The following is a 23,425-nucleotide window of genomic DNA, read 5'->3' on the forward strand; positions in this document are numbered from 1 at the left end:
GTTAATCGTGCGCGACCGCGCTCTCAATCGTCAGACGCACATCGCTTGTCACTAACTCCGCCAGCATCTGCCACATCATATGACTACGTTCTGCATCTGCATCACCTTTATCACTGATGTAGCCTTCATCGCGCAGCGTCAGTACCAATGCGGTAAACACTGCTTTATCGAAGAACTCCGGCGCGTTGATACCGTGCAGCACTGAGAGACGTTGAGCCAGCGTGCGGCTCTCTTTCTCCAGCGTGCCACGGTTGATCGCCGGTTTCGCGCTGAGAATGGCGAAGGTAATCGCAAAGCGCTGCAACGTTTCACGAATACCCGCTGCCAGCAGCTGCAATGAACGATGACGTGCCGGGCTCATTTTGAGCTGGCCATCCTGCAGTGTAATCAGCCCCTGACGCGCCATTTCTACGCACAGTGCATTCAGCAGGGCGGGCAGCTCAGCATTATCCCAACGCAGGAACAACTCGCTCTTCAGCATTGGATACACCAGGCTAACCTGGCGCAGCAACTCTGCTTCGCTGATTTCACGATGCTGCTGCACGATGGCGGCGATCAACGATGGCATCACCAGCATATGATGGATATTGTTGCGGTAATAAGTCATCAGCACCGCCTGCTCGCGCGGCAGAATGATGATGTCGCCAATGTTGTCTTGCTCAGTCTCGAACTTGTTCATGCCCATGGCGTGATCAAGCAGTGCTTCGGCGCTCATATCCGGCACGGTTGCTTCCGGCGAATAGGGCACGTTACGCAGCAGTTGGGTGTAGCACTCCAGCTGCTCAATCAACTGTTCGCGAGTGAGTGAACGCTGACGTGAGGCCAGTAGCGCGGTGACGCACAGGTTCATGGCATTCGCGGCACCGGCTTCGTTGATGCGCACCATCAGCTTCGCCGCAATGTCATTTACGGCTGGCGTCATCCAGGCTGGACGTTGGGGTTCGATAGGATCGATCGCATCACGCCATTCCGGCACGTTTTTGTTCAGATAGTTCATCAAGGGCAGCGGTTCGCCAAAGTTGACGTAGCCCTGACCAAGATTGCGCAGCTTACGTAAGCCGCGCACCATCTGCAGGAAACTCTCTTTCTCTTTGGCCGCGCCGCGCAGTTCTTTCGCGTAAGTGCCCACTTCCATCACGTGCTCATAACCAATATAAATTGGCACGAAAGTGATGGGACGGCTGCCGCCGCGCAGCATGGCTTGCAGCGTCATTGATAGCGTGCCGGTTTTCGGATCCAACAATCTACCGGTACGCGAGCGGCCGCCTTCCACAAAATATTCCACCGAGTAACCACGGCTAAACAGTTCGCCGAGATATTCACGGAACACGGTGGAATAAAGTTTATTGCCCTTGAAGGTACGACGAATAAAGAACGCGCCAAGACGACGGAAAATCGGGCCCGCAGGCCAAAAGTTCAGGTTGATACCTGCAGCAATGTGCGGCGGCACCAGGCCTTGATGATATAGCACGTAGGAAAGCAACAAATAGTCCATATGGCTGCGGTGGCAGGGCACATAAACAATCTCATGTCCATCCTGTGCCAGCTGACGTACGCGCTCGCCACCGTGAACGTTGATGCCTTGATACAGCCGGCTCCACAGCCAGCCCATCACGCGGTCAGTCACTTTAATCGCTTCGTAGGAGAAGTTTGCCGCCACTTCTTCCATCATTTCGATGGCGTTCTGCTGGGCTTTCTCATGTGAGATCTTTTTGCTGCGCGCCTCATCTTCCACCGCTTTTTCAATCGCCTTGGATTGCAATAGCTTGTTGAAGAGATCCTGGCGTGCAGGCAGACGTGGACCCACAGCGGCCAGACGCTGGCGAGCAAAATGAATGCGCGCGACACGCGCCAGCTTCTGTGCAATCGACTTATCAGTGCCGTGTTCGGTCGCCATCTGACGTAACGAAACGGTTTGCGAGAAGCGGACAAAGCTATCGCGACCGTGCCACAAAATGGCGAAGAATTTCTGTACGCCATTCAGAACGCGCAGATGCGGTGTGGATTCACCTGATGTTTCACGTCCCGGCGCGCGGCCAAACATCACCGCGACCGGCAACATTTGTACATCGAGCTGCGGGTTGCTGCGGTGTAAATCCAGATAATCGTGGAACAGCTTTACCGATTCGGGATTGGCCACGAAATAGGGAATAACGCGTGGGCCATCGTGAATAAACACGTGGCGCGGCAGCAAGGTGCCATCGATCTCTAGCGGAGCCAGCGGATCGGGCAAATCGTGTTTCAGACATTGTGCACGAAGTGTGAGCAAGTCAGCCTTTGAATCATAAGGCAAAACATACATCACTGGACGTGTCGGATCGATTCCGTGTTCAGAGATAGGATCGGTCGGAATGACCTTACTTTTTACCAAAATAGAGAGTGGTAAATTCAATAATTTGTAATAGAGTTTACGCCAACCTGACATAGACAACTTAAAGCCTCTTGTTAGCAAAGCGCGGCAAGCATACCAGAAAGTGCAGCGAAGATCTGTGGCTCTGCCACCTCATACTGCCCACACATTGACGTCAAAATAGATCAAGGGTTCCATAAACATGGCAAATAACGTCACCGGTATTGTAAGAATAGTGAAAGCAGCCGGTTATTCCTGGCAGGGGCTGCGTGCCGCATGGCAGCACGAGGCGGCATTCCGCCAGGAAGCGATAGCCGCGCTGGTGGCGATTATCGTGGCATGTTGGCTGGATGTAGACGCCATTTCCCGCGTGCTGATGATTGGCTCCGTGGTACTGATTGTCATTGTCGAAATCCTTAATAGTGCCATTGAATCCGTCGTTGACCGCATTGGCCAGGAGCAACATCCCTTATCAGGGCGCGCCAAAGATATGGGCTCGGCTGCGGTATTGCTGACTATCTTACTGGCTCTTTTTGTTTGGATCGTGCTGCTCTGGACGCATTTGAGATAGCCATTCCAGATTCATCAAACCGCTGATTTTTCCCTCTGTTACGGTTTTCATTTCGCCAATACCTGTATATACTCACAGCGACTGTATAAACAACCAGGGGGCGGGATGAAAGCGTTAACTGCACGGCAGCAACAGGTCTATGACCTGATTCGCGACCATATTAACCAGACGGGCATGCCGCCAACGCGTGCGGAAATTGCTGCGCAACTGGGATTTCGCTCGCCCAATGCTGCTGAAGAGCATCTGAAAGCGCTGGCGCGTAAAGGCGTAATTGAAATTGTTTCCGGCGCATCGCGCGGGATTCGCTTATTAATGGAAGAAGAGCCGAGCGAAGGCTTGCCATTAATTGGTCGTGTCGCTGCGGGCGAGCCGCTGCTGGCACAGGAGCATATTGAAGCGCACTATCAGGTGGATGCAAACCTGTTCAAACCCAGCGCGGATTTCCTGCTGCGTGTGAGCGGTATGTCGATGAAAGACATCGGTATTATGGATGGTGACTTGCTGGCGGTGCATAAAACGCAGGAAGTGCGTAACGGACAGGTTGTCGTAGCGCGCATTGATGACGAAGTCACGGTCAAACGCTGGAAAAAGCAGGGCGCGATTGTCCATCTTCTGCCGGAAAATAACGATTTCCAACCGATTGTGGTAGATACCCGCGAGCAATCATTGACCGTTGAAGGTCTGGCCGTTGGGATCGTGCGTAACGGCGAATGGCTCTGATTCGTTCCTGATTCCCTCCTACTGCGGCGGCGTATGCTGCGCTGGCCGCAGTCTGCTAGTTTCTTCTTTTTGACATTTTCTGCGGCACTGTCGGGCGCAATCACGCTGGTTACCGCAAATAACGGAATGGGCTGATGCAGCTGTTTTCCCCTTCAGATAAAGCACTTTGGCGGCTGGCGCTGCCGATGATCCTCTCTAACATCACCGTTCCATTGTTGGGCGTGGTGGATACTGCCGTTATTGGTCATCTCGATAGCCCGATTTATCTTGGGGGCGTCGCCGTGGGTACCACGGCAACCAGTTTTATCTTTATGCTCCTGCTGTTTCTGCGCATGAGTACCACTGGCCTTACCGCGCAGGCGTTTGGTGCCAATGACAAAACGGCGCTGGCACGCGCCCTGACCCAACCGCTGTTGATTGCTTTGGTTTTTGGTTTGCTATTTATGGTGCTGCGAACGCCGGTAAGCAGTTTGGCAGCCGCATTAATGGGCGGCAGCCCAGAAGTGCAGCAGCAGGCCAAAATTTTCATTGAGATTCGCTGGCTTAGCGCGCCCGCCACCTTGGCTAATCTGGTTATTCTTGGTTGGCTGTTAGGCGTGCAATATGCGCGTGCGCCGATGGTATTGCTTATCGTCGGGAATCTGGTGAATATCCTGCTCGACCTTTTATTTGTCCTTCAGCTGCATTGGGGAGTGGCCGGTGCAGCGGCGGCAACGGCGCTGGCTGAATATGTCACGCTGGGAGTAGGTTTGTGGATGGTGGCGCGCGTACTCAAACTGCGCGGTATTTATTTCGCTCTACTAAAAAGCAGCTGGCGTGGCGATGCCGCGCGGCTGTTCCGTCTTAATCGCGACATCATGCTGCGCTCCTTAATGCTTCAAATCTGCTTTGCATCCCTGACCATTCTGGGGGCGCGCATTGGTCCTGATGTGGTGGCGGTTAATGCCGTATTGCTGATGTTCCTCACTTTTACCGCCTACGCGCTAGATGGCTTTGCTTATGCGGTTGAAGCCTGCTCGGGTGAAGCGGTAGGCGCGAAAGATCGCAGTCGATTAATACTTATCTGGCACGCGGCCTGCCGTCAGGCCTGTTTTGTCGCCGCAATATTTGCCCTGATTTATGCGTTCACGGGGCCGCAGATTGTGGCCATGCTGACATCACTGGAAGCGTTGCGTGAAATGGCCGACAGATATCTCATCTGGCAGGTGATATTGCCGTTGATAGGCGTCTGGTGTTATCTGCTGGATGGCATGTTTATTGGTGCGACGCGTGGTCGTGAGATGCGTAACAGCATGATGATAGCCGCCATGGGTTATGGCCTGACGCTGCTAACATTGCCCTGGCTTGGTAACCACGGTTTATGGCTGGCGATAACGGTATTCCTGGCGCTACGAGGTGTGACGCTGTGGCTGATGTGGCGCGGTCATTGGCAGCGCGACAGCTGGTTTAATGCCTGAATAAGCGAAGCGTAACCTACAGATTAATCTGTAATTTCCTGCAAACTTCGAAGCGGCAACTATAATTAACTCATACGGCGCAGATGAATAGCGCATCGTGTGGGTATGTTCTTTGATATACAGAGAATGTATCCGTCTCACTCAGGATGAAGTGGAGGATTATTATGAATAAAGACGAAGCTGGTGGAAACTGGAAGCAGTTCAAAGGGAAAGTGAAGGAGAAGTGGGGCAAGCTTACGGATGATGATATGACCGTGATCGAAGGTAAACGCGATCAGCTTGTCGGTAAAATCCAGGAACGCTACGGTTATGCGAAAGATCAGGCAGAGACCGAAGTGAAAGACTGGGAAAGCCACAACAAAGATTACCGCTGGTAATCGACGTCTTATTAAGGACGATGCTCCTACCCACCGATCATTATGATCGGGTCGGCACAAGGAAGTGCCAATTAAGCCTTTCTCACCCGTTTTTTACTCTCACTCTGATGGTCGTGTTCGCAACTATCATGCCGCGTACAAGCCGCAACTTCCGTGCAATTCTCGCATAAGCCATGTGCTTCAATCACCGTATGACGCAGTGAAAACCCTGCCTGATCTGCCAGTGTCGCAATGGTTTTTTCCACTCCATGTGCATGCTTTTCACTTACCGCCGCGCAGCCATCACACACCAGCATCACAGAAGTGTGCGCTGGTTCGTCGAAATGGTGGCAAACCACATAGCTATTATTCGATTCCACGCGGTGAATGAATCCCTGCTCCAGCAGAAAATCCAGTGCACGATAAATCGTGGGCGGTTTGGCTTGAGGTTCACTGACGCGCAGCTGATCCAGCAGGTCGTAAGCGCTAATTGATCCATTTTGCTCAGCCATCAGACGCAATACTTCAGCGCGCTGAGTAGTAAGGCGCACGCCGCGGTCAAGGCAGAGTGATTCAGCCTGGGTAAGCAGCTGTTCGGGCGTGAGGTTAGACATGAGCATTCTCCGGGTTGCAGGTTATGTTATTTTATCACACAATTTTTTCTACTGCTGTTATTGCTTTTTTAGGCGTGTTTTCTGCTAAAAAAACCGGTTAATCAATTTGTTACCGTTCCACTTTGTATTGACCTTCAGTTTTTGCCCATTTTCCCGATGTAAACCTCTATGTAGCCAAGGCAACGGCCGCTGGGATTTTGCTTTGCAACTCACCAGGTTAGCGTCTATGGTTCAAAAGGTCTTAAGTAATTTCTGGTATCAATTTAAACACTGTTAATCTTTCCGCATAAAAACACAGCGGAATGGTGTGAAAGCATCCAATTCTGCGAATAGCAGTGCTATTTCCTTTCAATTCACAGCAATGAAGCGTTAGCCATGGTTCAGAATAGCGGCTAACTAAACTGTTCCGTCGGTGAGTGGCTCAGCGACATTTCAAAGGTGATGGCAGGCTCATGGTGAAGACACTATTCAGGCACAAAAAAGTTGCTTATCTTGTTGGTTTGAATGCGGTATTTATTTCTTCTTCAGCTTTAGCAGCAGGCACATGGTATGACGCGCGCAATGATGCCATGGGAGGAACGGGCGTAGCTTCTTCCACCTGGAGTTCTGCGGTGCTGGCTAACCCAGCATTGATGACGAAAGCTCAGCCGGAAGATAACGTCAGCATCATTTTCCCTTCAGCTGGCGCACAGGTTACTGACAAAGACAAATTGATCGACCGCGTTGATGACATCACGGATAGTGTTGATCGTTATCAGGACGTGATTGATAACCTCACCTTTGCGGATTACCTCAATGGTTATCCGCAGCTGAAAGCGGCTGCAGGTGATGTGGCTAACCAGCTTAGCGATCTTCGCGGCAATAAAGCCAATGGAACTGCGGGTGTGGCGCTGGCCGTCACCGTTCCCAATGAAACCTTGCCTTTTGCGTTTATCACTAAGGCCTATGGAACTGCGCACGTACGTGCCAACATCGCGGATAGCGACATCGCCTATCTGCGTGGTGTTGCTAACGGTACCGTTATTCCTGTGCCGGGCGATGAGGACAAATTGCGTTCCAGCGCTAACGGCCTGGCGGCGTTAATCACCGATTATGGTGTATCAGTGGCGCATGAGTTCTCTATTGCCGGCCATCCGGTTTCTGTTGGTATCACGCCAAAACTGCAGAAAACCTGGCTGTATAACTACACCGCCAGTATCTATAACTACGACAAGAGCGACATCAACAGCAGCCGTTATCGCAGCAGCGATACCGGGTTTAACGTGGATGCCGGTGTTGCCACTGATTTTGCTGATAACTGGACTTTCGGTGTGACGGGGCAGAACTTAATCTCGCGTGATATCGATACTAAAGAAGTAAACGGTTATCGCGATACCTATCAAATTCGTCCGCTGGTCACGACTGGCCTCGCGTGGAATAACGGGCCGTTTACCCTGGCGGGTGATGTTGACCTGACAGAAACCAAGCGCTTCAAATCAGAAGAGTCCAGCCAGTATGCGGGCGTAGGTGCAGAGTATCGCGTGCTGGATTGGCTGGCGCTGCGCGCCGGTTATCGTGCCGATCTGAAATCGAATGATACCGACGTAGTTACCGCAGGTTTGGGCATATCGCCGTTCAACAATACGGTTCATCTGGATCTGGCCGGTTCAGTGGGCAAAGACAATACCGTGGGTGCAATGTTGCAGCTTGGGTTTAACTTCTAATCCTCACTCAACGGTTACTCCTGATAACGGGCGGCTGTGCCGCCCGTTCTGCTGTGATATGATTGCGCAGTTTCTCATCACTTAACTACTGCGGATTTACTGCGTTTCATGACCGATACTTTCTCCTCGCAACGTTTTTCAATTGCCCCGATGCTTGACTGGACCGATCGCCACTGTCGGTATTTTCATCGCAAGCTGAGCGGCGATACCCTGCTGTATACCGAAATGGTGACCACGGGCGCCATCATTCACGGTAAAGGCGACTATTTGGCCTACAGCGAGGATGAACATCCTCTGGCGCTGCAACTTGGGGGCAGCGATCCCGCCGCACTGGCACAGTGCGCCAGACTAGCAGAAGCGCGTGGCTACGATGAGATCAACCTGAACGTCGGTTGTCCCTCGGACCGCGTTCAGAACGGGCGTTTTGGTGCCTGCCTGATGGCGGATGCTGCGTTGGTCGCCGATTGTATTAAAGCGATGCGTGATGTCGTGAGCATTCCGGTAACGGTAAAAACCCGAATCGGCATTGACGAGCAGGATAGTTATGAATTCCTGTGTGATTTTATTGGCACCGTGGCGCAGCAGGGCGGCTGCGATACCTTTATTATCCACGCCCGCAAAGCCTGGCTGTCGGGTTTGAGCCCAAAAGAGAATCGCGAAATTCCGCCGCTGGATTATCCACGCGTTTATCAGCTGAAACGTGATTTTCCAACGCTAACCATGGCGATCAACGGCGGCATAAAAACGCTGGAAGAAGCCAAACTTCATCTGCAGCACATGGATGGCGTGATGATGGGCCGCGAAGCCTATCAGAATCCGGGCATTCTGGCGCAGGTCGACCGCGAGCTGTTTGGTCGTGATGTACCGCAGGTCGATCCGGTAGCGGTGGTGCGTTCGATGTACCCCTATATTGAAGCGGAATTGTCGAAAGGTACGTACTTGGGACACGTCACGCGCCATATGCTCGGCCTGTTCCAGGGCATCCCAGGCGCTCGCCAGTGGCGTCGCTATCTGAGTGAAAACGCCCACAAAACCGGTGCCGACGTGCGGGTGCTGGAAGCGGCGCTAGCCTTAGTTGCGGATAAAATCCCGCAGGAAGCGCTTTAACCCTTGTTGGGTAAGGTCACCATGAAGGGTGTAATGATTGTCAGTTAAGACATGAAAAAACCTAATCACCGAAAGCACACCTTGTAGCGGCGCAATTCATTGCGCGATAAATCGCGCCGCTACGGAAGGTGCGGTGATTTGGTACGGGATCGGGATTACACCATGAAGGGTACCCCTGCGTGGATATAGCTGGGTTTTCGTAGGGTGCGCATTAATGCGCACCAGACAAATAGCACGACAATTCTTCAGATATGGTTTTTTCCACACCACAAGTTGGCTATTTTCAGCACGTGCTCATCTGCCCATGGATCTTCACTTCAATACTTTCAAATAGTTAGCGCATTTACGAGTTGGCACGCATCTTGTAATACTCATGAAGTTACTCACACAGGAGCACCTTCGTGGAAATTCTCTTTGTTCTCGGCTTTTTTCTAATGCTGTTACTCACCGGCGTTTCATTGCTTGGTGTTATCGCCGCATTGATTGTTGCCACCGTCTTTATGTTCCTCGGCGGCCTGCTGGCAGTTGTTATTAAATTGTTACCATGGCTGGTGCTGGCGGTTATCACCGTATGGCTCTATCGCGCATTTAACACGCCCTCGGGTGAGGCGAAATTAAACAGGCTGAAAAGAAAAATCAGTAAGTTAGAGAGAAATGGTTGGCGGTAATTGCGGGAAAGATCACAGACTCAGACATTGCTTAGACCAATTTCGCAATTAAACATATTTTTTACTTATGTTTTCTGCCAGGATGATTGGCGTTGTTTCAACACGAATTCATCGCCGCTGTCCCTACACCAGCGCGAACTATAAAAAAGAAAGAAAAAGGGGCTTCCTACGGGAAGCCCCGTTTGCTTTTAGCGATCAGGGAATTAGCAGACTTGAACCCTGTGTTGCACGGCTTTCCAGCACCTGATGCGCACGTACCGCATCGCTTAAGGCAAATTTCTGCTGCTCAGGTACGTTAAGCTGAATTGCCCGGCTGGCGATCAGTGAGAACAACTCATTACTGGCGGCGTCGAGCTCTTCCCGGTTGGTGATATAGCCAAACAGGGAAGGTCGGGTAACGAATAGCGAGCCTTTCTTATTCAGTATGCCGAGATCGATACCGGTCACCGGACCCGAGGCATTACCAAAGCTCACCATCAATCCGTGGCGGCGCAGACTATCCAGCGAAGGTTCCCAGGTATCTTTCCCTACTGAGTCATACACCACCGCGACCTTCTCGCCCTTGGTTAATTCGCTTACGCGTTTCGCAATATCCTCTTCACGATAGTTAATGGTGGCCCAAGCACCCGCATCTTTTGCAATCTGCGCTTTCTCGGCCGAACCCACGGTACCTATCAGGTGTGCGCCCAGCGCTTTCGCCCACTGGCAGGCAATCAAACCGACGCCACCGGCCGCGGCGTGGAACAGGAAGATTTCGTCGGCTTTCACTTTGTAGGTTTGGCGCAGCAGATACTGCACGGTTAAACCTTTGAGGAAAGAGGCCGCGCCTTGTTCAAAGCTGATGCTGTCTGGCAGGATCACCAGGCGGTCTTCTGCCACATTGTGCGCTTCACTGTAGGCACCCAACGTCGCCTGGCAATACACCACGCGGTCGCCTGCTTTGAATCGCGTCACTTTTGATCCCACTCGCTTCACCACACCCGCGGCCTCGGTGCCCAGGCCCGATGGCAACTCCGCTACCGGATACAGGCCGCTACGTACGTAGGTATCAATGTAGTTAATGCCAATCGCCTTATTTTCCACCTGCACTTCATGCTCGGCGGGATCGGCTAACTCGAAATCGGCCCATTGCAGCACTTCTGGGCCGCCGTGTTGGTTGAACTGAATACGCTTTGCCATTCTGACTCCTGTGATTGTTCATCCTGGGACGGTATACTTGCGCGTCCCTTTCACGATCGGTAATGCATTCACTATGGCAGGAAATAAACCCACCAACAAATCGAACGAACCCCGCGATCGGCAGCTGGAAGGCGTGAAAATGCCACCGCATTCCATAGAAGCGGAGCAGTCGGTGCTCGGTGGGTTGATGCTGGATAACCAGCGCTGGGATAACGTCTCAGAACGTGTCGTCGCCAGCGACTTCTTTAACCGCTCGCACCGTTTAATCTTTACGGAAATGCAGCGTTTACTCGAAGCGGGCCAGCCGATTGACCTGATTACGCTCTCAGAATCACTGGAAACACTCGGTGAGCTTGAGATGGCGGGCGGCTTCGCCTATCTGGCCGAGCTGGCAAAAAATACACCAAGTGCTGCCAACATCGGTGCTTATGCCGATATCGTGCGTGAACGAGCGGTAGTACGAGAAATGATCGCGGTGGCGAACCAGATCGCTGATGCCGGTTACGATCCGCAGGGTCGCAGCAGCGAAGATCTGCTCGATTTCGCTGAATCTAACGTCTTCAAAATTGCCGAGCAGCGCGCCAATAAAGATCAGGGCCCGCAGAACATTGAGCAGATTCTGGAAGCGACGGTATCGCGTATTGAATCACTGGTCTCAACGCCGCATGACGGCGTGACCGGTGTTGATACCGGTTATCAGGATTTGAACAAAAAAACCGCCGGATTGCAGGGCTCAGACCTGATTATCGTGGCGGCGCGCCCTTCGATGGGCAAAACCACCTTCGCCATGAACCTGTGCGAAAACGCCGCGATGTTGCAAGACAAGCCGGTGCTGATTTTCAGTCTGGAAATGCCCAGCGAGCAGTTGATGATGCGTATGCTGGCGTCGCTCTCGCGTGTGGATCAGACGCGCATTCGTACCGGTCAGCTGGAAGATGAAGATTGGGCGCGCATCTCCGCGACGATGGGGATTTTGCTCGAGAAGAAGAACATGTTTATTGATGATTCTTCTGGCCTGACGCCCACCGAAGTGCGTTCGCGCGCGCGTCGTATCTTCCGTGAAAACGGCGGGTTGAGCCTGATCATGATCGACTACCTGCAGCTGATGCGTGTGCCGTCGCTGTCGGATAACCGTACGCTGGAGATCGCCGAGATCTCGCGCTCGTTAAAAGCGCTGGCGAAAGAGCTAAATGTGCCGGTCGTTGCCCTTTCACAGCTTAACCGCTCGCTGGAGCAGCGCGCCGATAAACGCCCGGTGAACTCGGATCTGCGCGAATCGGGCTCGATCGAGCAGGACGCCGACTTGATCATGTTTATCTATCGCGATGAGGTCTATCACGAAAATAGCGATCTGAAAGGCATCGCTGAGATCATCCTTGGTAAGCAGCGTAACGGCCCGATCGGTACGGTACGCCTGACCTTTAACGGCCAGTGGTCACGCTTTGATAACTACGCTGGCCCGCAATACGACGACGAATAATCCTTTCTCTGCGCCTGCATGCACGATTTGTGCATGCATTTCACGTCATCAGAAAATAGTGTTGGACAACCCCGCCTTCAATCGGGTTATCTGTAGCAAAGCGCACCCTATAACGCTGTGGAAACAGAATGACTCAGGTAGACGATCACGACCTTAAGATACTGACATTACTACAATCTAATGGCCGCCTTACCAACCAGGAACTCAGTGATTTAGTCGGGCTTTCGGCGTCGCAATGTTCACGCCGCCGCATCAATCTTGAACAGGCGAATCTCATTCTCGGCTATCACGCCCGCCTTTCGCCCGATGCAGTTGGCCTTGGTATGGTGGGATTAATTGAAGTTCGTCTGAAAAATCATACGCCGGATTATGAAGAGAGTTTCCATCGCATGGTGGAAGAAGAAGCCGCTATTGTTGATGCTTTCAAAACCACCGGCGATGCAGATTATTTACTGAAAGTGGCGGTGGCCGATTTAGCGTCGTTAAGCGCGCTGATTAGCCAGCTAGTGGCGGGGCATCAAAGCGTCGCGCACGTTAAAACATCCGTGGTTTTAAGCCGCTTAAAAGAGAACGGTTTAATGATCATCCCCCAGCACAAAACGCGCCAAAAAAGTGCATGATGTGCTAATCTGGTGCAATAATTGCCGAGTTAATGCAAAAAACGCGCATCAGAAAATAGATTTGTGCATAAGTTGATGGTTTATCCTTAATTGATGCACAAAAACCTGCAATAAAGCGCCTTAGTTATCAATTGGATAATCACTGGCACCCATCGGTGGTGACAAAACGTCGCCGATGTGGTGCGTTTTTTGCATTTGACGGGCATCATTTGCAATGAGATTAACCCATGGATAACGTTGTACAATCGACCAAAGTTCCCCATTCGCTGATTGAAGATGCGCTGGCAATTGTCCTTGGCACGCTGATGGTGTCGTTTGGCGTGATTATGCTGAAACAGGCGGGCGCGCTGACCGGTAGCTCGGCAGGTATTGCCTTCTTGATTAGCTACCTGACGCCGCTCTCCTTCGGCAGCGCGTTCTTCCTCATCAATCTGCCTTTTTACTGGCTGGCCGTGCGCCGCATGGGCTGGGAATTCACGCTAAAAACTTTCTGTGCTGTGGGCCTTGTGTCGCTGTTTACGCATCTGCATCCTCTCTTTGTGCATTTTTCTGCGCTAAATCCGTTTTATGCGACACTGTTCGGTAACGTGGTGATGGGCATTGGGTTTATAGTGTTGTTCCGTCACAAAGCCAGCCTTGGCGGCATCAATATTTTGGCGCTCTGGTTGCAGGACCGTATCGGGCTGCGAGCCGGGAAATTGCAAATGGCGGTGGATACCTGCGTGGTGCTGGCCTCGCTGTTTGTGGTATCAATGCCGATGCTGTTGGCCTCAATTGCGGGCGCGGTGATCCTTAATCTCATCATCGCAATGAATCATCGTCCCGGCCGTTACATGGTTTGATGACGCATCATTACCTCATACTCAAGAACAATCATGGAGATCTGCACCGTGTTTCAAAACGTTGATGCCTATGCCGGCGATCCGATTCTGTCGCTGATGGAAACCTTCAAACAAGATCCGCGCGATAACAAAGTCAATCTGAGCATTGGTCTTTATTACAACGAAGCGGGCATCATTCCTCAGCTGCAGGCGGTTGCCGCAGCGGAAGAGCGCTTGCAGGCACAGCCACATCAGGCATCGCTGTATCTGCCGATGGAAGGTTTGAACGCGTACCGTAATGCCATTGCGCCGCTGCTGTTTGGCAAAGAACATCCAGTGCTGAAAGCGGGGCGGATTGCCTCAATCCAGACGCTGGGTGGTTCAGGCGCGCTGAAAGTCGGTGCCGATTTCCTGAAACGTTACTTCCCCCATTCAAACGTGTGGGTGAGCGATCCAACGTGGGAAAACCACATCGCGATCTTTAACGGTGCCGGTTTCGAGGTGAATACTTACCCGTGGTATGACGCGGAAACCAACGGCGTACAGTTTGAGGCGTTCATTGCCAAACTGAAAACGTTGCCGAAGCAATCCATCGTGCTGCTGCATCCATGCTGCCACAATCCAACCGGCGCCGATCTGACTAACGCGCAGTGGGATGAAACCACCGACGTACTTAAAGCGCAGGAGTTGATTCCGTTCCTCGATATCGCGTACCAGGGTTTTGGTGCGGGAATGGAAGCGGATGCCTATGCGATTCGCGCGATTGCTGCAGCCGGTCTGCCTGCGCTGGTCAGCAACTCGTTCTCTAAAATCTTCTCACTTTACGGCGAGCGCGTTGGTGGACTTTCTATCGTCTGCGACAGCGCCGAAGAGTCTGTGCGCGTACTCGGCCAGCTGAAAGCCACCGTACGCCGTAACTACTCCAGCCCACCCAACTTTGGCGCGCAGGTGGTTTCATGCGTACTGAACGACGAAGCGCTGTTGACCAACTGGCTGGCTGAAGTGGAAGCGATGCGTCTGCGCATTATCGAAATGCGTCAGGCGCTGGTGGAAGTATTACGCGCTAAGCTGCCGGGGCAAAACTTTGACTACCTGCTGAAGCAGCGCGGTATGTTCAGCTATACCGGCTTGAGCGCCCAGCAGGTTGATCGCCTGCGCGATGAGTTTGGTGTGTATCTGATTGCCAGCGGCCGCATGTGCGTTGCGGGTCTTAACAGCCGTAACGTCAATCAGGTGGCCGAAGCCTTTGCTGCGGTGATGTAACGCCTTTTCTGCTGTTGAAAAACCGCCAGCCTGAGGTTGGCGGTTTTTTTATAACTTTTTTGTTATGTACAAACGGGACCGGTCTCGTTAGATCTTAATTTCTTGAATGTAAAGATGCTCGCGCCGACAGCGGCCGTACGCGACAACCTGTTGCGAACGCATACATACAAGGAAGCATGCTTATGACCCGGACAGCCCGTTCTTATTTACTCAATCCATTGGCTTGTGCTCTTGCCTTAGCCTTCTCACTTCCAGCTTTCAGTACCGAATTAACGCGCGACAATGGCGCTCCAGTAGGTGATAACCAGAACTCACAAACCGCAGGCGATCAAGGCCCTGTGCTGCTTCAGGATGGGCAGTTGATCCAGAAGCTGCAGCGCTTTGACCGTGAACGTATTCCCGAGCGTGTCGTCCACGCACGCGGCACGGGTGCTCATGGTGAGTTCCGTGCCAGCAAAGACATCAGCGATTTGACGATGGCTGAAGTGTTCAAGCCAGGCAGCGTGACGCCAGTCTTTGTGCGCTTCTCATCCGTGGTTCACAGCAAACATTCGCCGGAAACACTGCGCGATCCGCGTGGTTTCGCCACGAAGTTTTATACCAGCCAGGGCAACTGGGACTTGGTTGGCAATAACCTGCCGGTGTTCTTCATCCGCGATGCGATTAAATTCCCGGATATGGTCCATGCTTTCAAGCCCGATCCGCGTAGCAACCTTGATAACGATGCGCGCACCTTTGATTTCTTTTCCCACATCCCGGAAGCCACGCACGCCTTAACCATGCTGTTCTCCAACATGGGCACGCCGGCTAACTATCGTCAAATGGACGGCAACAGCGTCCATGCCTATAAGTTCGTCAACGCGAAAGGCGAAGTGCACTATGTGAAGTTCCACTGGAAGACGCTGCAGGGCGAGAAAAACCTCGATCCAGGTGAAGTTGCCGCCATTCAGAGTACCTCTTACAGCCATATGACTGAAGATCTGGTCACGGCGATTAACAACAAAGCCTTCCCGAAGTGGGATCTCTACATTCAAACCATCAAAGCCAGCGATCTCGATAAATACGATTTCAACCCGCTGGACGCGACTAAAATCTGGCCGGGCATTGCCGAAGTGAAGATCGGTCAGATGGAGTTGAATCGCAACGTTGATAACTTCTTCCAGGAGACCGAGCAGGTGGCGATGGCGCCGTCAAACCTGGTTCCGGGCATTGAAGCGTCTGAAGACCGCTTGCTGCAGGGACGTCTGTTCTCCTACGCTGATACGCAGATGTATCGCGTGGGTGCTAATGGCCTGAGCCTGCCGGTTAACGCGCCGCGCGTGCCGGTCAGCAACGGCAATCAGGATGGCGCGATGAACAGCGTTCAAGCCGATGATCATGGTGTTAACTATCAGCCAAGCCGCATTTATCCTCGCGAGGAGCTGCAAAGCGCACGTTACAGCCACACTCCACTGAGCGGAAGCACGCAGCAGGCGATCATCGCGAAAACCCAGAACTTCAAGCAGGCTGGCGAGCTATATCGTTCGTTTAGCGATAAAGAGAAAACCGATCTGGTTAACTCGCTTGGCGGCGCGCTGAAAGGTGTTGATGTGCAAAGCCGCGCCATTATGCTGTCGTTTTTCTATAAAGCCGATAAAGAGTACGGCACGCGCCTGGCGGCGATCACCAAAGATGACGTTGGCAGCATCAAAGCGCTGGCAGACAAGCTGAACGACTAATCTTCAGGCGGCAGACATCACGCTCTGCCGCTTTTTCCTTCCTGCAGGGTTTACCTTTCGCTGACATGCTGCACACTTAAACGGTGTATTTCATTTAGGGATTCTGGCATGTGGTATCAACAAACGCTTACGCTTGACGCCAAAACGCGTGGTTTTCATCTGGTCACTGATGAGATTATCGACCAGCTTAATGTCTTATCCGATGTGCGCGTCGGCCAATTGCATCTCTTGCTGCAACACACATCGGCCTCTTTGACGCTGAATGAGAATTGCGATCCCACGGTGCGCAGCGATATGGAGCAGCATTTCTTACGCCAGGTTCCAGAAAACGCGCCTTATCAGCACGACTACGAAGGGGCTGACGACATGCCCGCGCATATCAAATCTTCGCTGTTGGGTGTTTCACTGCTGATCCCGATTAATCGTGGTCGCCTGCTGCTGGGAACGTGGCAGGGGATTTGGCTCGGCGAACATCGCGTACACGGCGGTGCGCGGCGCATCGTGGCGACCTTACAAGGGGAATAAAACATGAATACTTCGGATCTACTGACTTACTGCATGGCCAAGCCGGGCGCAGAGCAGAGCTACAAAGAGCAGTGGCAGGCGACGCAAATCAAAAGCGAGGGCGTGCTTTTCGCCATGCTGTACGAGGTGAAGGGGCGCCCAGCGTTATCGCTGAAGGCTTCTCCGGCGCTGGCGGAGTTATTACGCGAGGAACATAGCGATGTGTTTCCTAGCGAGCATTTGAACAAGTCGCACTGGAGCACGTTGTGGCTAGATGGTTCGCTGAAAGATTCGCAAATTTACTATCTGGTGGATGCGTCCTGGCAACAGGCTGACGCCACGCGCGAAGCGGGCGTCAACCATGACGAAAACTGAGGCGAATTACGCCGCAGATTCCTCACGCAGGGTGTTGATATCAATCACGAAGCGATATTTCACGTCGCTTTTCAGCATACGTTCGTAGGCTTCGTTGATTTGGTTCATCGCAATCAATTCGATATCGGAAGTGATACCGTGCTTGCCGCAGAAATCCAGCATCTCCTGGGTTTCAGCGATGCCACCAATCAGTGAGCCGGCGACGCTGCGACGTTTGAAGATCAGGTTAAATACCTGCGGTGCCGGGTGATCGTGCTCCGGCGCGCCGACCAGCGTCATGTTGCCATCACGCTTCAGCAGGGTGATGAACGGATTAAGGTCGTGCTGTGCCGCCACGGTATTCAGAATGAAGTCAAAGCTATTGGTGTGCTGTGCCATCTGATCGGCATCTTTCGAAATCACCACTTCGTCAGCGCCCAGGCGCTTACCATCTTCAATTTTTGATGGTGAGGTAGTGAACAGCACCACGTGTGCGCCCATCGCGTGCGCCAGTTTCACGCCCATGTGACCAAGACCGCCCAGGCCGACGATGCCCACTTTTTTACCCGGGCCGACGTTCCAGTGACGCAGCGGCGAGTAAGTGGTGATGCCAGCACACAGCAGCGGCGCAACGCCCGCCAGGTCGAGATTTTCAGGTACGCGCAGCACGAAGCTTTCATCTACCACCATGTTGGTGGAGTAACCGCCGTAGGTAATCGCACCGGTTTGGCGATCTTCACCGTTATAGGTGCCGACGAAGCCGTTTTCGCAATACTGCTCCAGCCCTTCCTGGCAGCTTGGACAGCTGCGGCAGGAATCGACCATACAGCCAACGCCGACCAAATCACCCACTTTGTAGTTGTGCGTGTGCGCACCAACGGCCGTTACGCGACCCACGATTTCATGGCCTGGCACTACCGGGAAAACGGTGTTGCGCCATTCGTTGCGGGCGGTATGTAGATCAGAGTGGCAGACGCCACAGTACAACACTTCAATCTGCACATCATGATCGCGCAGTTCGCGTGGCTTAAAGTCGAACGGAGCGAGTTTTGCTTTCGCGTCCTGTGCGGCATAGGCATGCGTAATATTCATGGTGTCTCCAGTAGGATGTGTCGTGAGATTTTTGCGGGATCCCGTTCAGTACATGGAAGGGATAAAAGGGCGTAAGGACGCCAAAAGGAACGTTGTAAGGATAGTCAGCAGGATGAAAAGCGTATATGCCTGAAGTTGTCTGATTCTTGCCTGTTCCTGCATTTCGCGGCGGAAATCGACACTAAAAATAAGGCCCGCGCTGGCGGGCCTGAGAGAAATTTACTTCTTCAACATAGGTTTAAGGAAGCGGGCGGTATGCGAGCGTTCACACTCCGCTACCGTTTCTGGCGTGCCCGCAATCAGGATTTCACCGCCGCCGCTGCCGCCTTCCGGGCCGAGATCGACAATCCAGTCCGCGGTTTTGACCACGTCGAGATTGTGTTCAATCACCACGATGGTGTTGCCCTGATCGCGCAGCTGATGCAGCACTTCCAGCAGCTGCTGGATATCGGCAAAGTGCAGACCGGTGGTTGGCTCATCAAGGATGTACAACGTCTGGCCAGTACCGCGTTTTGACAGCTCACGCGCCAGCTTAACGCGCTGGGCTTCACCGCCAGAGAGCGTGGTCGCTGACTGACCGAGACGGATATACGACAGGCCAACATCAATCAGCGTTTGCAGCTTACGCGCCAGCGCCGGCACCGCATCGAAGAACTCACGTGCTTCTTCGATGGTCATGTCCAGCACTTCGTGGATGCTCTTGCCTTTGTATTTAATCTCCAGCGTTTCGCGGTTATAGCGTTTGCCTTTGCACTGGTCGCACGGTACGTAGATATCGGGCAGGAAGTGCATTTCTACCTTGATCACGCCGTCGCCCTGGCAGGCTTCACAGCGTCCGCCGCGCACGTTGAAGCTGAAGCGGCCCGGATTATAACCGCGTGAACGCGCTTCCGGTACACCAGCGAACAGCTCGCGCACTGGCGTAAAAATGCCGGTATAGGTCGCGGGATTCGAACGCGGCGTACGGCCAATCGGGCTCTGATCGATATCGATCACTTTATCGAAATGTTCCAGACCGGCGATCTCACGATAAGGCGCCGCTTCGATGGTGGTTGCACCGTTAAGCTGGCGCTGTGCAATCGGGAACAAAGTATCGTTAATCAGCGTTGATTTGCCGGAGCCGGATACGCCAGTGATGCAGGTGAATAATCCTACCGGGATCGTCAGCGTGACATCTTTAAGGTTATTGCCGCGCGCACCGGTGAGTTTCAGCACTTTAGTGGGATCGCCTTTTACGCGCTCTTTAGGAATGGCGATTTCGCGTTTGCCGCTCAAGAACTGACCGGTAAGCGATTGTTCATTGGCCATAATCGCATGGACATCGCCTTCCGCCACCACCTGACCACCATGCACGCCTGCGCCTGGTCCAATATCAATAACATGGTCAGCCGCGCGAATCGCATCTTCATCGTGCTCAACCACAATCACCGTATTGCCCAGATCGCGCAGGTGAATCAGCGTGCCGAGCAGCCGCTCGTTGTCGCGCTGATGCAAACCGATAGAGGGTTCATCAAGCACATACATCACGCCCACCAATCCCGCACCAATCTGGCTCGCCAGACGAATACGCTGCGCTTCACCGCCGGACAGCGTTTCCGCTGAGCGCGACATCGACAGGTAATTCAACCCGACGTTTACCAGGAAGCTCAGGCGATCGCCAATCTCCTTAAGGATTTTTTCCGCGATCTGCGCGCGCTGGCCGCTCAGCTTCATATTCGCGAAGAAATCCATCGCATGACCAATGCTCATCTCAGATATGGTCGGCAGGTTGGTGTCTTCGACAAATACATGGCGCGCTTCACGACGCAGACGCGTGCCTTCACAGCTGGCACAGGCGCGGTTGCTGATAAATTTCGCCAGTTCTTCACGCACCGCATTGGATTCCGTCTCTTTATAACGGCGCTCCATGTTGTGCAGCACACCTTCAAACGGATGGCGACGTACCGAGGTATCGCCCCGATCGTTAATGTATTTAAATTCGATATTTTCTTTGCCTGACCCGTAAAGGATCACCTTGCGCGCGTTGTCGCTCAGGCTGTTGAACGGGGCTTCGACATCGAACTGCAGATGCTCTGCCAGCGAGCGCAGCATCTGGAAGTAATAGAAGTTACGGCGATCCCAGCCGCGGATAGCGCCACCGGCCAACGACAGCTCCGGATTTTGCACCACGCGATCGGGATCGAAATATTGCTGTACGCCCAAACCATCACAGGTTGGACAGGCACCGGCTGGGTTGTTGAACGAGAACAGACGCGGTTCAAGCTCGCGCATGCTGTAGCCACAGATTGGGCAGGCAAAGTTAGCTGAGAACAACATCTCTTCAGCATCGGTATCGTCCATATCCGCAACGATCGCCGTACCACCGCTCAATTCCAGCGTGGTTTCAAACGATTCAGCCAGACGCGTTGCCAGATCGTCGCGCACGCGGAAGCGGTCAATCACCACTTCAATGGTGTGTTTCTTTTGCAGCTCAAGCTTGGGTGGATCGGAGAGATCGCACACTTCACCATCAATACGTGCGCGGATATAACCCTGTGCAGCAAGGTTTTCCAGCGTTTTGGTGTGCTCGCCTTTGCGATCTTTCACCACTGGCGCCAGCAGCATCAGGCGGCGACCTTCTTCCTGCGACAACACCTGATCGACCATCTGACTGACGGTTTGTGCCGCCAGGGGAACGTCATGATCGGGGCAGCGCGGCTCACCGACACGCGCAAACAGCAGACGCAAATAGTCGTGGATTTCCGTAATCGTGCCGACGGTAGAACGCGGGTTGTGTGACGTTGATTTTTGCTCAATGGAAATGGCGGGCGAAAGACCTTCAATATGGTCAACGTCCGGTTTCTCCATTAATGAAAGAAACTGGCGCGCATAGGCCGACAGCGATTCGACATAGCGACGCTGGCCTTCGGCATACAGCGTATCAAACGCCAGCGAAGACTTACCGGAACCCGATAGACCGGTGACCACAATAAGCTTATCGCGAGGAATGATCAGGTTGATGTTCTTCAAATTATGGGTGCGAGCACCGCGGACTTCGATCTTATCCATTCACCTTTCCCGGATTGAACAACACTCGCCATGCCTTGCCAGCATGACCAGCAGAAACGCATCATTATGGCACAAAAAATAAACTGAATAAATATCCAGTGTTTTTGCTAATCTTGGGGATAGGGAAAATTTGGAATCCCGCTCTAAAGTGGGCACACAGCAATGTGACGTGATACAATTTTTCGCTTAGACTTTTAGCATCAACTCATCGGGAGACAGCAACATGGCCAGTCGTGGCGTAAACAAAGTGATTCTAGTCGGGAATCTGGGTCAGGATCCGGAAGTGCGCTACATGCCAAATGGTGGCGCGGTAGCCAACATTACGCTGGCCACGTCAGAAAGCTGGCGCGATAAGACCACCGGTGAAAACAAAGAGATCACTGAATGGCACCGCGTGGTGCTGTTTGGCAAGCTGGCGGAAGTAGCCGGAGAATACCTGCGTAAAGGTTCTCAGGTTTACATCGAAGGGCAGCTGCGTACCCGTAAATGGACTGACCAGAGCGGCCAGGAAAAATACACCACTGAAGTGGTGGTAAATGTTGGCGGCACCATGCAGATGCTCGGTGGACGTCAGCAGGGCGCGAACGCCGGTGGCGCACCCGCGGGCGGCCAGGGCGGCAATAACAACGGTTGGGGCCAGCCACAGCAGCCACAACAGCAGCCGCAAGGCGGCAACCAGTTCAGCGGCGGTGCTCAGCAGCGTCCACAGCAGCAGAGCGCACCGGCGAACAATGAACCGCCGATGGATTTTGACGACGACATTCCGTTCTAAACGCTCTGCTGAGCGTTATCGGTTTGGTTGCTTTGAAAGCCCCGTCATACGGGGCTTTTTGTTGTCTGGAGAGTCAGCTTTTGATTTACTTGATCAGTCGATGATCGAATGCAAAGGGGAGCTTTTGTACACTCGGTAGAAAGCCCTTAAATGCCGGATGCTGAGGATTCAACACCGCATTGTTTTCCATCGGAATAATGCTTGAGGGAATAATCAGCGCTGCACCTTCCCCCGATTGAAGCCAACCTGTACCTAAATCCATGGTCGAAACCGGAGCCGGATCCTGGCGCCAACCGGCAGGCAAAAAATCTTCAGTAATGTAGGAGACTTCGTCGTCAGGGATCTCAATGCTGAATAAGGTGTACTCATCCAAAATCGACTCATTCGAGACATGCACCAGCACTTCAAGCGCGGCAAGTGAAACCGAGGTCGCGACATAAAGGGTTGGGTGGCCTTTATGATTCCAGCGGCCACCATACTGTTTCGCACCATTGCCGGTCCAGGCTTCAGAAGCATATTGCGTTTTGATTAGCCGGAAGAAAATCATGAGAAGACGCCATGCTCCAGTCGTCCAATCAAATCAAGCACATCTAATGCGCCGCTTTCCGTTGCCAGCAAGGTAATCGGTGCAACGTTACCTAATCCTTTCACCGGCCGGCTTAACCATTGGGTAGCGTCTTCTTTATTGCCACCAAACAATTGAACGGCAGCATCTATGACACGGACAAAGCGGGCGATACGTTCGCTCTCATCGGGTGACAAGCTTTTACCTGCGCTTTTACGGCGGGCAATATTACGCTCATTGATGCCAGTGACCTTCATGATCTCGGCTCTGCTCATCGCTGACCAATGACGAATGTCGTCGATCACCGCAACCGGTAAGCCTGCCTCGAGCATGCGAGTTAGCTCCAGTCCCCGTGGGGGTAAGCCAGCAAAGCGCCAAAGCGCGTTGTCATGTGATTTGCCATCAGGAATGTAGGCTCGCATAAATTTCTCCAAATCTGACAAATGTCATACTCTATTATTGA

22 protein-coding genes are annotated in these 23,425 nt (G+C 52.9%); 15 read left to right on the forward strand and 7 right to left on the reverse strand.

Annotation, left to right across the window (positions count from 1 at the left end):
• Position 1 precedes the first annotated feature (1 nt).
• Positions 2 to 2,425 (reverse strand): glycerol-3-phosphate 1-O-acyltransferase PlsB, encoded by a 2,424-nt coding sequence (gene plsB / locus AC07WB_RS01620; RefSeq protein ID WP_400458166.1) that lies wholly within the window; start codon positions 2,423 to 2,425, stop codon positions 2 to 4.
• A gap of 127 nt (positions 2,426 to 2,552) precedes the next feature.
• Between plsB and AC07WB_RS01625 the strand changes: the two genes are divergently transcribed.
• The 4 genes from AC07WB_RS01625 (at position 2,553) to AC07WB_RS01640 (ending at position 5,475) form a co-directional block, all read left to right on the forward strand.
• The gene (locus tag AC07WB_RS01625; RefSeq protein ID WP_097095230.1) at positions 2,553 to 2,921 is read left to right on the forward strand and encodes a diacylglycerol kinase; all 369 of its coding nucleotides are present in this window, start codon (positions 2,553 to 2,555) and stop codon (positions 2,919 to 2,921) included.
• A 105-nt stretch (positions 2,922 to 3,026) separates the two neighbouring features.
• The gene (lexA, locus tag AC07WB_RS01630; RefSeq protein ID WP_097095229.1) at positions 3,027 to 3,641 is read left to right on the forward strand and encodes a transcriptional repressor LexA; all 615 of its coding nucleotides are present in this window, start codon (positions 3,027 to 3,029) and stop codon (positions 3,639 to 3,641) included.
• Between the two features lie 134 nt (positions 3,642 to 3,775).
• A complete protein-coding gene (gene dinF, locus AC07WB_RS01635; protein ID WP_494939930.1) occupies positions 3,776 to 5,098 on the forward strand; it encodes an MATE family efflux transporter DinF in 1,323 nt (440 codons plus the stop codon).
• Between the two features lie 164 nt (positions 5,099 to 5,262).
• Positions 5,263 to 5,475: a CsbD family protein gene (locus tag AC07WB_RS01640; protein ID WP_097095227.1), complete on the forward strand. Its 213-nt coding sequence runs from the start codon at positions 5,263 to 5,265 to the stop codon at positions 5,473 to 5,475.
• A gap of 71 nt (positions 5,476 to 5,546) precedes the next feature.
• Here the strand turns inward: AC07WB_RS01640 and zur are convergent, their stop codons facing one another.
• On the reverse strand, positions 5,547 to 6,068 hold the full coding sequence (gene zur / locus AC07WB_RS01645; protein ID WP_097095226.1) for a zinc uptake transcriptional repressor Zur: 522 nt from the start codon (positions 6,066 to 6,068) through the stop codon (positions 5,547 to 5,549).
• 452 nt (positions 6,069 to 6,520) lie between these two features.
• On the opposite strand from zur, the gene AC07WB_RS01650 reads away from it, so the two are divergent.
• From AC07WB_RS01650 to pspG, 3 genes are all read left to right on the forward strand, one after another.
• Positions 6,521 to 7,771 (forward strand): conjugal transfer protein TraF, encoded by a 1,251-nt coding sequence (locus tag AC07WB_RS01650; RefSeq protein ID WP_097095225.1) that lies wholly within the window; start codon positions 6,521 to 6,523, stop codon positions 7,769 to 7,771.
• 108 nt (positions 7,772 to 7,879) lie between these two features.
• A complete protein-coding gene (gene dusA, locus AC07WB_RS01655) occupies positions 7,880 to 8,878 on the forward strand; it encodes a tRNA dihydrouridine(20/20a) synthase DusA (protein ID WP_097095224.1) in 999 nt (332 codons plus the stop codon).
• A gap of 401 nt (positions 8,879 to 9,279) precedes the next feature.
• Positions 9,280 to 9,546, forward strand: coding sequence for an envelope stress response protein PspG (pspG, locus tag AC07WB_RS01660; RefSeq protein WP_097095223.1), 267 nt, complete (start codon positions 9,280 to 9,282; stop codon positions 9,544 to 9,546).
• Between the two features lie 195 nt (positions 9,547 to 9,741).
• On the opposite strand, the gene AC07WB_RS01665 is transcribed toward pspG, so the two are convergent.
• Positions 9,742 to 10,725 (reverse strand): quinone oxidoreductase, encoded by a 984-nt coding sequence (locus AC07WB_RS01665; protein ID WP_345827426.1) that lies wholly within the window; start codon positions 10,723 to 10,725, stop codon positions 9,742 to 9,744.
• Between the two features lie 73 nt (positions 10,726 to 10,798).
• Between AC07WB_RS01665 and dnaB the strand changes: the two genes are divergently transcribed.
• From dnaB to AC07WB_RS01700, 7 genes are all read left to right on the forward strand, one after another.
• Positions 10,799 to 12,205 (forward strand): replicative DNA helicase, encoded by a 1,407-nt coding sequence (dnaB, locus tag AC07WB_RS01670; protein ID WP_097095221.1) that lies wholly within the window; start codon positions 10,799 to 10,801, stop codon positions 12,203 to 12,205.
• 128 nt (positions 12,206 to 12,333) lie between these two features.
• Entirely contained in the window at positions 12,334 to 12,825 is a 492-nt protein-coding gene (locus AC07WB_RS01675; protein ID WP_097095220.1) for an Lrp/AsnC family transcriptional regulator, read from the forward strand.
• A 227-nt stretch (positions 12,826 to 13,052) separates the two neighbouring features.
• Positions 13,053 to 13,667 (forward strand): YitT family protein, encoded by a 615-nt coding sequence (locus AC07WB_RS01680; RefSeq protein WP_494939931.1) that lies wholly within the window; start codon positions 13,053 to 13,055, stop codon positions 13,665 to 13,667.
• 48 nt (positions 13,668 to 13,715) lie between these two features.
• The gene (locus tag AC07WB_RS01685) at positions 13,716 to 14,909 is read left to right on the forward strand and encodes an amino acid aminotransferase (protein ID WP_097097605.1); all 1,194 of its coding nucleotides are present in this window, start codon (positions 13,716 to 13,718) and stop codon (positions 14,907 to 14,909) included.
• Between the two features lie 176 nt (positions 14,910 to 15,085).
• Positions 15,086 to 16,627 carry a catalase gene (locus tag AC07WB_RS01690; RefSeq protein ID WP_494939932.1) on the forward strand — a complete coding sequence of 514 codons (1,542 nt, stop codon included), beginning with the start codon at positions 15,086 to 15,088 and terminating at the stop codon, positions 16,625 to 16,627.
• A 108-nt stretch (positions 16,628 to 16,735) separates the two neighbouring features.
• Positions 16,736 to 17,152 carry a secondary thiamine-phosphate synthase enzyme YjbQ gene (locus tag AC07WB_RS01695; protein WP_097095217.1) on the forward strand — a complete coding sequence of 139 codons (417 nt, stop codon included), beginning with the start codon at positions 16,736 to 16,738 and terminating at the stop codon, positions 17,150 to 17,152.
• Between the two features lie 3 nt (positions 17,153 to 17,155).
• Entirely contained in the window at positions 17,156 to 17,506 is a 351-nt protein-coding gene (locus AC07WB_RS01700) for an MmcQ/YjbR family DNA-binding protein (RefSeq protein WP_097095216.1), read from the forward strand.
• Between the two features lie 6 nt (positions 17,507 to 17,512).
• On the opposite strand, the gene AC07WB_RS01705 is transcribed toward AC07WB_RS01700, so the two are convergent.
• Together AC07WB_RS01705 and uvrA are read right to left on the reverse strand one after the other, a co-directional pair.
• Complete coding sequence (locus AC07WB_RS01705; protein WP_097095215.1) at positions 17,513 to 18,577, reverse strand: NAD(P)-dependent alcohol dehydrogenase; 1,065 nt, start codon at positions 18,575 to 18,577, stop codon at positions 17,513 to 17,515.
• A 219-nt stretch (positions 18,578 to 18,796) separates the two neighbouring features.
• The gene (gene uvrA / locus AC07WB_RS01710) at positions 18,797 to 21,625 is read right to left on the reverse strand and encodes an excinuclease ABC subunit UvrA (RefSeq protein ID WP_097095214.1); all 2,829 of its coding nucleotides are present in this window, start codon (positions 21,623 to 21,625) and stop codon (positions 18,797 to 18,799) included.
• Positions 21,626 to 21,848: 223 nt separating this feature from the next.
• Here uvrA and ssb1 point away from each other — a divergent pair, with 223 nt between their 5' ends.
• Positions 21,849 to 22,397, forward strand: coding sequence for a single-stranded DNA-binding protein SSB1 (ssb1, locus tag AC07WB_RS01715; protein ID WP_097095213.1), 549 nt, complete (start codon positions 21,849 to 21,851; stop codon positions 22,395 to 22,397).
• 85 nt (positions 22,398 to 22,482) lie between these two features.
• Here the strand turns inward: ssb1 and AC07WB_RS01720 are convergent, their stop codons facing one another.
• Together AC07WB_RS01720 and AC07WB_RS01725 are read right to left on the reverse strand one after the other, a co-directional pair.
• Positions 22,483 to 22,944 (reverse strand): RES family NAD+ phosphorylase, encoded by a 462-nt coding sequence (locus tag AC07WB_RS01720; protein ID WP_494939933.1) that lies wholly within the window; start codon positions 22,942 to 22,944, stop codon positions 22,483 to 22,485.
• On the reverse strand, positions 22,941 to 23,384 hold the full coding sequence (locus tag AC07WB_RS01725) for an Xre family toxin-antitoxin system antitoxin (RefSeq protein WP_345827423.1): 444 nt from the start codon (positions 23,382 to 23,384) through the stop codon (positions 22,941 to 22,943). Before AC07WB_RS01725 ends, AC07WB_RS01720 begins: the two co-directional genes overlap by 4 nt.
• Positions 23,385 to 23,425: the final 41 nt, after the last annotated feature.

This window comes from Pantoea sp. GW821-FHT03E06, from assembly GCF_059420725.1.